This is a genomic window from Aestuariibacter sp. GS-14 (assembly GCF_006494365.1).
GTDB lineage: Bacteria > Pseudomonadota > Gammaproteobacteria > Enterobacterales > Alteromonadaceae > Alteromonas > Alteromonas mangrovi.
The window spans coordinates 37,076-50,707 of the sequence record NZ_VHIP01000003.1; the positions used below are offsets into that span (position 1 = coordinate 37,076).

The following is a 13,632-nucleotide window of genomic DNA, read 5'->3' on the forward strand; positions in this document are numbered from 1 at the left end:
ACTCAGGTTGCCCGTTTCATCAGATTAACTACTTGATTAGTCATGTGGAATAATGCCGCCACCAACGGGTTGGCCCAGCATTTCACGGGTAACCAGCACGACACCTTTTTCCGATACACGGAAACCGCGACGGCGATCTTCCTCGTGATCGTAGCCAATTACCGTGCCTTCCGGAATTACGCAGCCGCGATCAATGATCACTTTGCGCAATCGGCAATGACGTTTAATTTCTACATCTGGCAATAATACCGCTTCTTCAATCAAGCCGTATGAGTGAACACGAACGTTAGAGAAACACAAAGAACGACGCAGTGTTGAGCCCGAAATAATACAGCCACCAGAGACGACTGAGTTAATAGCTTCACCACGACGGTCCTGATCTTCCCATACAAATTTTGCTGGTGGTAACTGCTCCTGATAGGTCCAGATAGGCCATTTACGATCATACAGGTTAAGAGCAGGTACAGGCGCCACCATTTCCATGTTGGCTTCCCAGAATGAATCCAGTGTACCTACATCACGCCAGTAAACGTGTTCGTTATCGTTACTTTGGAACGGATAGGCGTAGACATCGTGATCCTGAATAATGCTAGGAATAATATCTTTACCAAAATCACGTTCAGAGCCTGATGTTTCAGCATCACGACGTAATTGTTCAAACAGGAACTCAGTATCGAAAACGTAGTTCCCCATTGATGCCAGACACATATCTGGTTCGCCAGGCAGCGGATCGGGGGAGGCCGGTTTTTCAGCGAAACCTGTGATACGCAGTTCTTCATCCACCGACATAACACCAAACGCACCGGCGGCTTCTTCAACGGGAACTTTCATACAGCACACCGTCATCTTGGCGCCGGTTTCTACGTGCCTTGCCAGCAGATCACCGTAGTCCATACGATAGATGTGGTCGCCAGACAAAATCATAACGTACTTGGGTAATTCTTCACGAATAATATCGATGTTCTGGAATACTGCATCGGCAGTCCCTTCATACCAGTTTTCGGAAAAGCGCTGCGATGCTGGCAGAATTTCAACTGACTCACCTAATTCTTTCTTGAAGTGACCCCAGCCACGAACCAGGTGGCGGATAAGCGAGTGAGACTTGTATTGAGTAATGACCCCAATGCGGCGAATACCTGAATTAATACAATTAGATAGAGGGAAGTCGATAATGCGGAATTTACCACCAAAATACAGGGCGGGTTTGGCACGCCAGGTGGTCAGCTCATGTAATCGTGAACCTCGTCCTCCTGCGAGGATGAGAGCATAAGTATCTCGGGTTAGGTTACTGATATAACGAGAGCTGTTGTCGGCCATTCTATTCTCCTTCTGACACGCACAGTCGGCAGATACCCAAGTGGTCGGGCAAGTACCTGAAGTTGACAGTGTTCAGCACTGAATCACTGCACTATAAATTATATTAATTTTCACTATCTTACGCTGAGTATAAATATTGCTCAAGCCAGTATTTATAAAGATTTAAATAAGCTGGAATTCTGTTGGAATTATTGTAATGTAATACCCAATTTCTGCGCGAATTGGTATACATCAAACTCGCTTTTCTACTGTTTTTTATCGTTTTCAGAATGAATACTTCACATGTCTAAACAACCCGTAATTTTCGACCACGACGGTGGGATCGACGATTTACTTTCGTTGATTTTACTGCTGTGTATGCCGCACATTGAACTCAAAGCTGTGTGTATTACACCAGCCGATTGCTACCCGGATGACGCACTGGAATCTACCTTAAAAATATTGCATATGTTTAATGCAACCAACGTGAAAGTGGCTGTAGGGAATATTATCGGCCCCAATCCCTTTCCCGCAGACTGGCGCGCGCAACCCCGGTTTTGCAGAGCGTTGCCAGCGTTTCTTCGCAGTCATGCCAATTATGCGCAGCGTGTTACTGAACCTGCGCATCAATTGATGTCTCAGATTATCTCGGCCAGTAACGTGCCGGTTACGGTATTAATGACCGGCCCGGCTTCTAATCTGGCAGCCGCAATTAATTGTTCTGCTGAATTAAAGCGTAACATTGCAAAAGTAGTGTGGATGGGCGGCGCTATCGATGTGCGTGGTAATGTGGCGATGCACGATCACAACGGTACTGCCGAATGGAATGCGTATTGGCACCCTCAGGCAACCTATGATTTATTGGCTGCGGAATTACCGCTGGTGTTGGTGCCTTTAGATGCAACGAACCGGTTACCAGTAAGTTGGGATTTCCTGGAGAAGTTGTCTGCGCTGGGCACGCCATTGGCTGAATTGGCCGGGCAATGCTGGGCCGCAACGGTGACGGCCATTCCTGCCTACGAATTTACTTATTTTATGTGGGATGTTCTGGCAACTTGCGTGCTGGGCATCCATGATGACGCAATCAATATTGTTAATGGTAGATGTATGGCGTCAACGCGCACGCCAAATGCCGGCCAAATCTGGCAGGAAACGTCGGGTTTTGAATGTAAATGGCTCTCAGATGCCAATGCCCAAAAGGTAATTGACTATATTTTTTGCCTGTTACAATCAAAAAATGCCGTAAATCTCTCAATTTGTTAAATTGATGTTATAATCCTCCTGGGTCAACACTAACAGGGGATGCTATGCCGGGGAGCAAAGCAGCATTAAATCTAATCATCATACTGATCTTTGTTGGATTAGTTGGGGTGGTTTTGCCCAGTGAATACAGGGTTGAGCGCTCAATTGAAATTGAGGCGCCAGCCAGTGTCATTTACCCCATGGTTGTCGACCTTAAAAAATGGCAACAATGGAGTAGCTGGGGGCGGCTCGATCCGGTTGCAATTTATTCTTACGATGGGCCCGACCGGGCAATAGGCATGCGTGTTCAATGGCAAAGCGATGTATTGGGAATTGGCTCAATTCAAATTGACTCCCTGCAATTTAACCGCATGCTCACATATTCCTTGCACAATGTTACCCAAGGTATTGAAGCCACTGGTGAAATCCGTCTTGACGCGTCAAATAATGGTATCCGTGTTACCTGGTCCAGCCAGGGAGATGTGGGTTTAAATATCATCGATCGCTATAAACTGCTTACGTTTGATGACAAATTAGGCCGGGACATGGAAGTGGGCCTGGAGAATATCAAAGTACTAGCCGAAAATGGCCTGGTAAGTCATTAATATGAGCGCAGTGCGATCCTTTCTTTCTTTGTAGGCGTAAAACCAAATAGCCGTTATCCCCTTATGTATTTTTTGGCACGTCATCAGTGCGATCATGGAAGTAACCGATGAATAAACGCCATCGCCAACTCATTGCATCCCTTTGTGCGAGCAAACTAGCCGACCTGTTGATATCGGCAAAAACAACGCTACCGGCGCTGATGCTGGTGGTGGGCGCGCCGGTGTGGATGGTAAGCTGGCTGGTTCCTATTCGTGAGTCAGGCGCGTTATTGCCGCAAGCCTTACTGGGCGTATGGTTGCGCAACATGCCAGCCAGACACAAGGTGTGGCGAACTGGGATGGTATTGCAGTTTCTCGCAGTGACAGGCATTGCGCTGGCTGCTTCAACATTTGATGGCGTTCAGGCAGGTTACGGCATTCTCTTGGGATTAATATTACTCAGTCTGGGCCGGTCGGTTTGCTCGTTAACCATGAAGGATATTCAGGCTGATATCGTTAGCAAAGGTCAGCGTGGTAGAGTATTGGGGATGGCCTCTACATTGTCGGGCGTCCTCACACTCTGTATTGCTGTACCGTTTACCTGGTGGAGTAATCAACTCGACAAGTCGCTGGCTGTGGCTATTATTGCATTTGCGTCGCTTTCATACTTGTTGGGATTGCTGGCACTTATCAGTAATCGCACAGAGGTTGAATCGCCTTCCAGGCAAGGTGATGGTATCAAATGGAAAGTAGATAGCACCGTATGGCGCTTTATTGCGGTTCGGGGATTTTTCGTGCATAGCGCACTATTGGCACCTTACTTTATGGTGCAAAGTGAGCAGGATGCCATGCAATTATTACCTTATTTTTTGGCTGCGCAGGCATTGGCAACGATGCTTTCATCGTTTATGTGGGGAAAAATAGCCGATATAAGCGCGCGTTTAACCTTGCAGTTATCGGGGTGGCTGGCGCTCATTGCCTGCGGATTACATTACTGGTTACCCGGCAACAGTGTGTATGCTGCGGGAGTGTGTTTTTTTGTGCTGGCGTTGGCACATACTGGTGTAAGAGCCGGGCGCAAGACTTATAGTCTGGATGTTAAGGAAGGGCAGCAACGCACTGAACTGGTCGCATTCAGTAACACCGCTATTGGGATTATTCTGCTGGCGTTTGGTGCGGGGTATGCCGTACTGGCGGCCACTACTCAAATAGACATTATCGCAATAATGGCTGTCGCTCTGTTGATTGGCATTTTGCTAACCCTTATTCTGCCAGCAGAGAAATCCTGATGATCAATGGTATGTGTGCGACACGCATTGTTGTTTGCGTTTCGGATGGCAAGCATACAACAGTGCAGTGCCAAGTAATCCAATCCCCAGTAATTGTGTTAACACAGTGGCGGTGAGGGAGGTGTCAACATTTGCCATAAAGGGCGACATGCGCTGAATCACCCAGACCACCGACAGGGCCACCACTAACGAGGCTAAAGTCATTCGCAATGTGGTGTACATTCGGGTTTGTCGCCATAGGTTAATACAAGGCACCAGTAAGCAGACTAACCCTATCTGAACGCATTCAATACCCAAATTAAAACTCATGGCTGCGAGTGCGGTTGTAGAGGCGCTAAGCCCGGTAACATTTATTGCCGATGAAAATGCCATACCGTGGATGAGTCCAAAACCCGCCGCAATCCAATAAGGTTGTCTGGTAAAAACCGGTACCATAACGTGTATGGCGCTGACCAATACGGTAACGGCCACCGCAACTTCTATCCAATTGCTGATCACTGGTACCGGCAATAACAGATTGGCGAGCAGTGTGATGGTGTGACCCAGGGTAAAAGCACTGACGAGTTTAATGCTATCGGTAACGCTAGCACGGTGTTGATGCCACTTGCGGTGTCGAATGGTTAATCCATTCACTAACAATAAACACAGTAAAAATGCCAGATGATCGCTACCGGTTACGATGTGGGCCATGCCATGGGTAAACAGACTCATCATTACCGGAAGTTCAGGCGTTACAGCGGCGATTGCAACGTGGTTGTGTTTGTACCGTAATACGCCAAGCAGAGCAGGGCCATCGACCAGCGTACCTTGATAGATATCATTTGCCATTGTTACCACCGTTTGATGATTGATTACTTTGTGCTGGATAACATCATAGGTGAGTTGCAATGTTTGCTCTTGTGATGCCTTAAAAAAGGCAGTAGCGGGTACTTTTACAACGAACTCGCTGTTTTCCTCGCTTAACCAACTCTGTCCGAAGCGAATCTCCAACGGATGATCAGACTGAAGCAGTGACATGTGTTGATTCAGATAACGGTTTAATACCGCAATATCTGGTTCTTTAGCAAATTGCCACCGGCTCGCCGATGGCAAGGCTACGGCAAGCTGGTCGAGCGGTAACGAGAGTAAAAACGTTACCTGCTGATAGTCACGACTAATTTCAATCTGACTTTGACTGGCAGGGTGAGCGTGAGCTGATAAGGCCCACGTCACGCTCAGAAACAGCAGAAATGCCCGTAAGGTTAACATTATAAACTATTGCCGTAATCGTATGACTTATCGCGGAAAATCGTATGGTAATGTGTTTGATTTCTAACAATTACACCGTTTTGACATACCAGTTCTAGCCAAATTCGCGGGCCATCAATGCGCATGTATGTGCCATTGGAATCCACGTTAATAGTGCTCGATGAGGATCCTGCAAACGCAATGTAGGTATCGGCGAAGGCTTCCTCACTGGTGTAATCGGCCAGTAAATGATTGGCCACATTGGCAGGATAATCATTTACCCAGGTACTAATGGCAGCGGTTACCAGTGCTTGCTGTTCTGCTGTCAAATCTGAGACCAGTACCCCTTTTCGGTCGCTGCCTGTCGGATAATCTGACGGGTAGGTGCCATTGCCGTTATCTGGGCCAACTAACACATCTGAGTACCATTCGCCTGTTAAATAGGCCGTGTTGAACTCGCTGTCGGTTAAGCCTTCAAACATGGCCACAAGCGCATCTCCCTCATCCTTCAGCGGGGCGTAAGTTGATGAATTAATTTCGAAGCTGGCTTTCGGCTCTACACCTTCGTGCATTGGCACCGGGTAGCCCGTACCGCCAATGTAGGTGATATTAAACGCCATGTGGTGTCCGCCGAATTGCAGCATCCAGTCATCTGTTACGGATGGCTCGCCAATAAAGGCAATATAGTAATTCGCCGAGCCATAGGCGCTGCCACCACCAATGTCCACCAGGTAATCATCGGCAGCTAACAGGCCTTCCAAATCATCAAAGCCCTGCTCGGTTAAGGCAACCATCATTACGGCCAATGCGGCATCTAACTGCGTGTCACTTAGGCTACCTATACGAAGGCCGTTGCGCGACACTGAGGGTAAGTTAGACCAGGTTGTTTTTGCTGTGCTGTCGTTGAAATCGTAAATCAAATTGTTTTGCTGAGTAGTACTTAATGTCTCGATAAAGGCCTCAGCTTTGCACACTAACTCGGCCATTTCACCGCTTTCACTACAAGCCGCTCCTGTAGTGTCGTCATCCGATGAATCGTCTGATGTGTCATCAGCACTGCTATCATCGCCACTGTCGTCGGTTGTATCGTCATCTGTGCTATCGCCACTAGTACCCGATGAACTGTCTGAACCCGATTGATCACTGCTACTGCTGGATGAGTTGGAATCCGTTACTGTGGTGTTTGTTTCACTGCTGCCACATGCCGTTAACATCAACACCAGACATAATGGCATTATTCGAACCAGATTTTTCCCCAAACTATATGAAGAAGTTATTGCAACTGACATAGTTATCTCCGCAAACCAATTGATATTTTGATTTGATCAGGCACGAGTGCACTAAACAAATCTATTCTGATGATTGGTCACATTTTGAGTTGAAAAATTCCCGCAAAGCAGCGCCTTTGCAGAAGATTTACACTTTGGTTTGAAAAGTTAGCCAAAAGGCTACATTTCCCGCACCATCGAAAAGCCGAATAGCGCGGGCGGTAGGTGAGCTGTGGTTAAAAGCTGCGGTTACACTTTGCCAACATCGCGGTATAGGTTCGCGAGGTAGGTTTGCGCTCCAAATGACCAAACATGGCATTTGAAGCGGCGAGCACCGCATTCAGATTTACGCCGGTTTCAATCCCCATTCCGTTTAACATGTACACCACATCTTCTGTGGCAACATTGCCACTGGCCCCAGCGGCGTAAGGGCAACCTCCAAGACCGCCAGCAGCACTGTCGATAGTGGAAATGCCATATTGCAGTGCCACTACCAGGTTAGCCAGTGCCTGACCATAAGTGTCATGGAAGTGAGCCGCGAGCTTTGTTGCTTCAACATCCCTTAGCAGGGTATCCAGTAAACGGTGAGTGTGCCCCGGTGTGCCGACGCCAATAGTGTCGCCTAATGATACTTCGTAGCAGCCCATGTCGAGCAGGGTTTTGCATACATCAGCCACTTTATCCGGAGCGATATCACCCTCGTAAGGGCAGCCCATCACGCAAGACAAATAGCCACGCACGCGCAATCCTTGATCGTTTGCCATTTGCATAACATTTTCAAAGCGTTTCAGGCTATCGGCTATGCTGCAATTAATATTGCGCTGAGAAAATGCCTCCGACGCCGCGGCAAAAATTGCCACCTCATCAACACCGGCGTTAATGGCAGCCTGCATGCCTTTATCGTTGGGGGTTAAGGCGCTGAAAGTGACACCAGGCGTGCGATTTATTGCCGCAAACACCTGAGCAGAGTCGGCCATCTGCGGCACCCATTTGGGCGACACAAAACTGCCAGCCTCAATGCGATTCAACCCGGCTCTGGCCAGCGCATGAATAAAGTCGGTTTTGGCCTGCAATGGGATGGTTTGCGCTTCGTTTTGCAAACCGTCCCTTGGGCCTACTTCAACAATACTGACTTTGGAAGGGTAGTTACGCGTCATCGGCTACAAACTCCAGTAGTGATGTACCGCCATCCACCAGGTCGCCGGCATTATAGTAAAACTCGCTCACCATACCGTTAGACGGCGCAGTAACATTGTGTTCCATCTTCATAGCTTCCATTACCAGTAACGGCGTGCCTTTTTTAACCGGCGAGTTGGCCTCTACCAGCAGTTTAACAATGGTCCCGTTCATTGGGGCAACGCACCCGCTGTCGTGGCTGTCGTCGTGTACACCAATATCAATTGGTGCCTGAGCGAAGAGTAGCGTTTCCGCTTGCCAGAACAACGCCCACTGGTTAGCTGATTCATTTACACAGGCCAGTTTGTGTTTACTTCGGTGGCCATTAATTTCACAGTGAAGTGTGCCGTGTTGCCAGCTACCGCTGACTTGCCATTGCTGTTCGCTAAGCTCAATAGTGTAGTGCTGCGCGTGCGAGGTGACGGCTAACACAACACTGCGTCCGTTACACTCAAGCTGCAATTGCTGCTTAAAGCAATGATTCATGCGCCAGTTGGTTAATTCACTGGTGTCCGCAGGTTGCTGATTTAACAGCAGTTGTAAAGCCATTACGGGCAGCAACGAATCAGCCATTACAGGTGCAATTAATTCGGCTTCGTGGTGCGGGATAAAATGCGTCGTCAAGTGGGCGTCGGCAAATGCATGATGTTGCATTACCCGGTTCACGTAGCCGATGTTAGTGGTAACGCCCACTACATGGGTGTCTTTCAGACATGCCAGCATACGAAGGCGGGCTTCTTCGCGATTTCTACCCCAGGTGATCACTTTGGCAATCATGGGATCGTAATGTACTGATACCGTATCGCCTTGCTGAAAACCTGTATCAATACGAACCGATTCCGAGACCTGCGGAAAATGTAAATGACTTAGCGTACCGGTTGAGGGCAAGAAGCCGTTATCGGGATCTTCTGCGTATACCCGCACTTCAAAGGCGTGCCCGTTACAAGTTAATTGTTCCTGGGATTTAGGTAAAGGATTGCCCTGGGCTACGCTGAGTTGCCAGGCAACCAAATCTTCACCGGTTATGTATTCCGTTACTGGGTGTTCAACCTGTAAACGCGTATTCATTTCCATAAAGTAAAAGGCATCGCCATCGAGCAGAAACTCTACAGTACCTGCGCCTACATAACCGATAGCTTTAGCGGCATCCAGGGCACTTTCACCCATGTGTTTGCGCACTTGTTCAGACAAACCTGGAGCAGGGGCTTCCTCAATAATTTTTTGATGGCGTCGCTGTACCGAACAGTCGCGTTCAAACAAGTACACGCCATTGCCGTGGCTGTCGCAAAATACCTGGATTTCAACATGGCGTGGCTGAGTAAGGAATTTTTCGACCAGCATGGTGTCGTCGCCAAAGCTGGCTTTGGCTTCGCGTTTGGCGGCTGCCAGTGCGGCGTCAAAATCCGCTTCCTGCATAACCTGACGCATGCCTTTGCCGCCGCCACCGGCCGCTGCTTTTAACATAACAGGAAAGCCAATCTCGCGAGCGGCGTTTAACAGCGTTTGCTCATCCTGATCATCTCCATGATAGCCTGGTACCAATGGCACGCCCGCTTGCTCCATAATCTGCTTGGCTTTGGACTTTGAGCCCATTGCGTCAATGGCGCTGGCGGGTGGCCCAACAAAAATAATGCCTTCGGCCTCGCAACGGCGGGCGAAACCGGCATTTTCAGACAGAAAGCCATAACCGGGGTGAATTGCATTGGCACCAGTGGCTTTAGCGGCAGCAATGATTTTATCTTGCACCAGATAGCTTTGCGCGGCGGGTGCCGGGCCAATAGCAACCGCTTCATCTGCCATATGGGTATGCATGGATTGACTGTCAGCATCAGAATATACCGCCACGGTGGGGATGTGCATGGCCTTGGCTGTGCACATTACGCGACACGCAATCTCCCCTCGGTTGGCAATCAATAATTTATGGATCATTATTCAGACTCCTTTACCCAGGCAGGTACACGTTTCTCCAGGAAAGCATTTAAGCCTTCCTGACCTTCCTCAGACACACGAATACGCGCAATCCAATCACTGGTTGTCTGCATCATCGTCCCGTCTATGGGGGCGCCAGCAACCTTATCGACCAGCGCTTTGGCTTGAGCTACCGCATTCGGACCGTTGCGCAACAGGGCCGACAAAAGCGTGTTTACTTCGTCGTCTAATTGTTCTTCGCTTACCGCTTCACTCACCAGACCCAGGCGACGTGCCCGGTATGCCGAAAACACTTCAGCAGTTTGGAAATAGCGCTTTGCTACGCGTTTACCCATCGCTTCAATTACGTAAGGGCTGATGGTGGCCGGGATCAAACCGAGTTTTACTTCACTTAAACAAAACTTACTGAGCTTGCAGGCTATCGCAATATCGCAGCAAGCAATTAAACCTACCGCGCCGCCAAATGCTGCACCTTGCACACGGGCAATGGTGGGTTTGGGCAGGCGATATAAGGTTTGTAGCATCGCCGCTAATTGCAGGGCATCAGTGCGGTTTTGTACTTCACTGTAGGCAGCCATGCGTTGCATCCAGCCCGCGTCAGCACCGGCGCAGAAGTTTTTGCCATTGCTGGCCAGTACCACTGCACGCACAGCAGGATCGCTGCCTGCCTGCTCAAAACAGCGGGTAAGCTCGGCAATCATGGTGTCGTCGAAAGCATTGTGTTTTTCCGGGCGGTTCAGTGTGATGCTGGCTACGCCCCTGTCATCAACGTTGTAAAGAATATCTTGAGTCATGGTGGTTCCTTACATTCTGAACACGCCAAACTGGGTGTCTTCAATGGGTTTGTTTAAACTGGCGCTCAGCGCTAAAGCCAGTACATTGCGGGTTTGCGCCGGATCAATTACGCCGTCGTCCCATAAACGCGCAGAAGCGTAATAGGGATGACCTTGCTGCTCGTAGTTATCAATGACCGGTTGTTTAACCGCGCGTTCTTCCTCGGGGGTCCAGGTTTCCCCAGCACGCAGTTTTTGCTCTTTTTTCACCTGTGCCAGTACGCCTGCCGCCTGTTCGCCACCCATTACGGAAATGCGGGCGTTGGGCCACATAAACATAAAGCGCGGATCGTAAGCTCGACCACACATGCCGTAGTTACCGGCACCAAAGCTACCGCCAATTAATACGGTGAGTTTGGGCACGTTTGCGCAAGCCACGGCGTTCACCATTTTGGCGCCGTGTTTGGCAATGCCATCGGCTTCGTATTGTTTACCCACCATAAAGCCGGTGATGTTTTGCAGGAATATCAGCGGGATTTTGCGCTGACAACACAGTTCAATGAAATGTGCGCCTTTTTGCGCTGACTCGCTGAACAAAATACCGTTGTTTGCCACAATGCCACCGGGCATACCGTGTAAGCGGCCAAAGCCGCAGACCAGTGTAGTACCGTAACGCGCTTTGAATTCATCAAAGTCGGAGTCGTCTACAATACGGGCAATGACTTCGCGCACATCAAACGGCTGACGCAGGTCCTGCGGTACAATACCGTACAGTTCATGCGCCGGGTAGCGCGGTGCCTTGATGGGCTCTTGGGTTACCGTGACGGGCTTTTTGCGATTTAAACGCGCAACGGCATCACGGGCAATTTGCAGCGCGTGGTGGTCGTTATTAGCCAGGTGATCGGCAACACCGGAAATGCGGGTGTGTACGTCACCACCGCCTAATTCTTCGGCCGTTACTTCTTCACCTGTTGCGGCTTTTACCAGTGGCGGGCCAGCCAAAAAGATAGTGCCTTGCTGCTTTACAATCACACTTTCGTCGGCCATGGCCGGAACATAAGCACCACCAGCGGTACACGAACCCATTACTACGGCAATTTGCGGAATGTTTTGCGATGACATTCTGGCCTGATTAAAGAAAATACGGCCAAAGTGTTCGCGATCCGGGAATACTTCATCCTGACGGGGCAGGTTGGCGCCGCCGCTGTCTACCAGGTAGATACATGGCAGGTGACATTGTTCTGCAATCGCCTGGGCCCGTAAGTGCTTTTTCACGGTTAACGGGTAATAGCTGCCGCCTTTAACCGTGGCATCGTTGGCAACGATCATACACTCCACGCCGCTCACTATGCCTACACCCGCAATGACACCCGCGCAGGGTACATAATCTTCATACACATTCCAGGCGGCTAACTGGCCAATTTCAAGGAACGGTGATCCTGCATCCAGCAACGCATCAATGCGTTCGCGGGGTAATAATTTGCCTTTTTCCTTATGGCGGGCAACGTATTTCTCGCCGCCCCCCAGCATGATTTGTGCAATGGTCTTTTGCAAATCTGCCACCACGTTCTGCATGGCCTGGTAGTTATTTTTATAGGCTTCAGACTGGTTGTTTATATTGGTATTGAGTACAGGCATAGCGCCTCCTCTTTTTTCTGTCGTTAACTGCCTGAATGATTATGCGGTTTCTTTAAACAATTCGCGGCCAATCAACATACGACGAATTTCCGACGTCCCCGCGCCAATTTCATACAGCTTGGCATCGCGCAGTAAGCGACCGGTAGGGTATTCGTTGATGTAGCCGTTGCCGCCCAGCAGCTGGATAGCGTCCAGCGCCATTTTGGTTGCCAGCTCGGCAGAATAAAGAATAGCGCCTGCTGCATCTTTACGGGTGGTTTCGCCGCGATCGCAGGCTTTTGCAACAGCGTAAACATACGCTCTTGCTGCATTCATTTGCGTGTACATGTCGGCTACTTTGCCTTGCACCAACTGGAATTCTCCAATTGACTGGCCAAATTGCTGGCGGTCGTGGATATAGGGTACAACGATGTCCATGCACGATTGCATGATGCCCAGTGGGCCACCCGACAATACCAGACGCTCGTAATCCAGGCCGCTCATGAGTACGCGTACACCGCCACCCACTTCGCCCAGTACGTTTTCTTCAGGCACCTCACAGTCTTTAAACACCAGTTCACAGGTGTTCGATGAGCGCATACCCAGTTTGTCGAGCTTTTGTGCGCGGCTGAAACCCGGGAAATCGCGTTCAACTATAAACGCGGTAATACCTTTGGGGCCTGCGTTGACATCGGTTTTAGCGTAAATCACAAAGGTATGGGCATCAGGACCATTTGTGATCCACATTTTGTTCCCGTTGAGGATATATTTATCGCCCACCTTTTTAGCTGCCAGCTTCATGCTTACTACGTCTGAACCGGCATTCGGTTCGCTCATTGCCAATGCACCAATGTGTTCACCGCTTACCAGTTTTGGCAGGTATTTTTCGCGCTGTGCATCGTTACCGTTTTTGTAAATCTGATTGACGCAAAGGTTAGAGTGCGCGCCGTAGCTCAAGCCGATACCGCCTGACGCACGGCTGATTTCTTCCATAGCAACGGTGTGGGCCAGATAGCCCATATCTGCGCCGCCGTATTGCTCACTTACGGTAACGCCGAGTAATCCCATTTCACCTAATTTGGGCCAAAGGGCATTGGGAAAGGCATTGTCTTCATCGGCTTTAGCTGCAAGCGGAGCAATTTCGTTTTGCGCAAATTGAAAAACGTGGTCGCGCAACATGTCAATGTCTTCGCCTAACGCGAAATTAAGGGTAGGGTAGTGGGCTGTCATT

The 13,632-nt window shown here is 49.4% G+C and carries 11 protein-coding genes; 3 read left to right on the forward strand and 8 right to left on the reverse strand.

Annotated elements, in window-relative coordinates:
• Positions 1-36 precede the first annotated feature (36 nt).
• Positions 37-1,317 (reverse strand): glucose-1-phosphate adenylyltransferase, encoded by a 1,281-nt coding sequence (gene glgC / locus FJ444_RS06045; RefSeq protein WP_140957042.1) that lies wholly within the window; start codon positions 1,315-1,317, stop codon positions 37-39.
• A 282-nt stretch (positions 1,318-1,599) separates the two neighbouring features.
• On the opposite strand from glgC, the gene FJ444_RS06050 reads away from it, so the two are divergent.
• The 3 genes from FJ444_RS06050 to FJ444_RS06060 all read left to right on the forward strand — a co-directional run bounded on the left by FJ444_RS06050 (position 1,600) and on the right by FJ444_RS06060 (position 4,411).
• On the forward strand, positions 1,600-2,559 hold the full coding sequence (locus tag FJ444_RS06050; RefSeq protein WP_140957043.1) for a nucleoside hydrolase: 960 nt from the start codon (positions 1,600-1,602) through the stop codon (positions 2,557-2,559).
• A gap of 44 nt (positions 2,560-2,603) precedes the next feature.
• On the forward strand, positions 2,604-3,143 hold the full coding sequence (locus FJ444_RS06055; protein WP_140957044.1) for an SRPBCC family protein: 540 nt from the start codon (positions 2,604-2,606) through the stop codon (positions 3,141-3,143).
• 107 nt (positions 3,144-3,250) lie between these two features.
• Positions 3,251-4,411 carry an MFS transporter gene (locus tag FJ444_RS06060; RefSeq protein WP_140957045.1) on the forward strand — a complete coding sequence of 387 codons (1,161 nt, stop codon included), beginning with the start codon at positions 3,251-3,253 and terminating at the stop codon, positions 4,409-4,411.
• A 3-nt stretch (positions 4,412-4,414) separates the two neighbouring features.
• Here FJ444_RS06060 and FJ444_RS06065 read toward each other — a convergent pair whose 3' ends face one another.
• The 7 genes from FJ444_RS06065 to FJ444_RS06095 form a co-directional block, all read right to left on the reverse strand.
• Positions 4,415-5,659, reverse strand: a complete 1,245-nt coding sequence (locus tag FJ444_RS06065) for a HupE/UreJ family protein (protein WP_140957046.1) — start codon at positions 5,657-5,659, stop codon at positions 4,415-4,417.
• Positions 5,659-6,927, reverse strand: coding sequence for a DUF3500 domain-containing protein (locus FJ444_RS06070; protein ID WP_140957047.1), 1,269 nt, complete (start codon positions 6,925-6,927; stop codon positions 5,659-5,661). The genes FJ444_RS06065 and FJ444_RS06070 overlap by 1 nt, the downstream gene beginning before the upstream one ends.
• Positions 6,928-7,142: 215 nt before the next feature.
• Positions 7,143-8,063, reverse strand: coding sequence for a hydroxymethylglutaryl-CoA lyase (locus FJ444_RS06075; protein WP_140957048.1), 921 nt, complete (start codon positions 8,061-8,063; stop codon positions 7,143-7,145).
• The gene (locus tag FJ444_RS06080) at positions 8,053-10,011 is read right to left on the reverse strand and encodes an acetyl-CoA carboxylase biotin carboxylase subunit (RefSeq protein ID WP_140957049.1); all 1,959 of its coding nucleotides are present in this window, start codon (positions 10,009-10,011) and stop codon (positions 8,053-8,055) included. Before FJ444_RS06080 ends, FJ444_RS06075 begins: the two co-directional genes overlap by 11 nt.
• Entirely contained in the window at positions 10,011-10,805 is a 795-nt protein-coding gene (locus FJ444_RS06085; protein WP_140957050.1) for an enoyl-CoA hydratase/isomerase family protein, read from the reverse strand. The genes FJ444_RS06080 and FJ444_RS06085 overlap by 1 nt, the downstream gene beginning before the upstream one ends.
• A gap of 9 nt (positions 10,806-10,814) precedes the next feature.
• Entirely contained in the window at positions 10,815-12,422 is a 1,608-nt protein-coding gene (locus FJ444_RS06090; protein WP_140957051.1) for a carboxyl transferase domain-containing protein, read from the reverse strand.
• A gap of 39 nt (positions 12,423-12,461) precedes the next feature.
• Entirely contained in the window at positions 12,462-13,631 is a 1,170-nt protein-coding gene (locus FJ444_RS06095; RefSeq protein WP_140957052.1) for an isovaleryl-CoA dehydrogenase, read from the reverse strand.
• Position 13,632 lies beyond the last annotated feature (1 nt).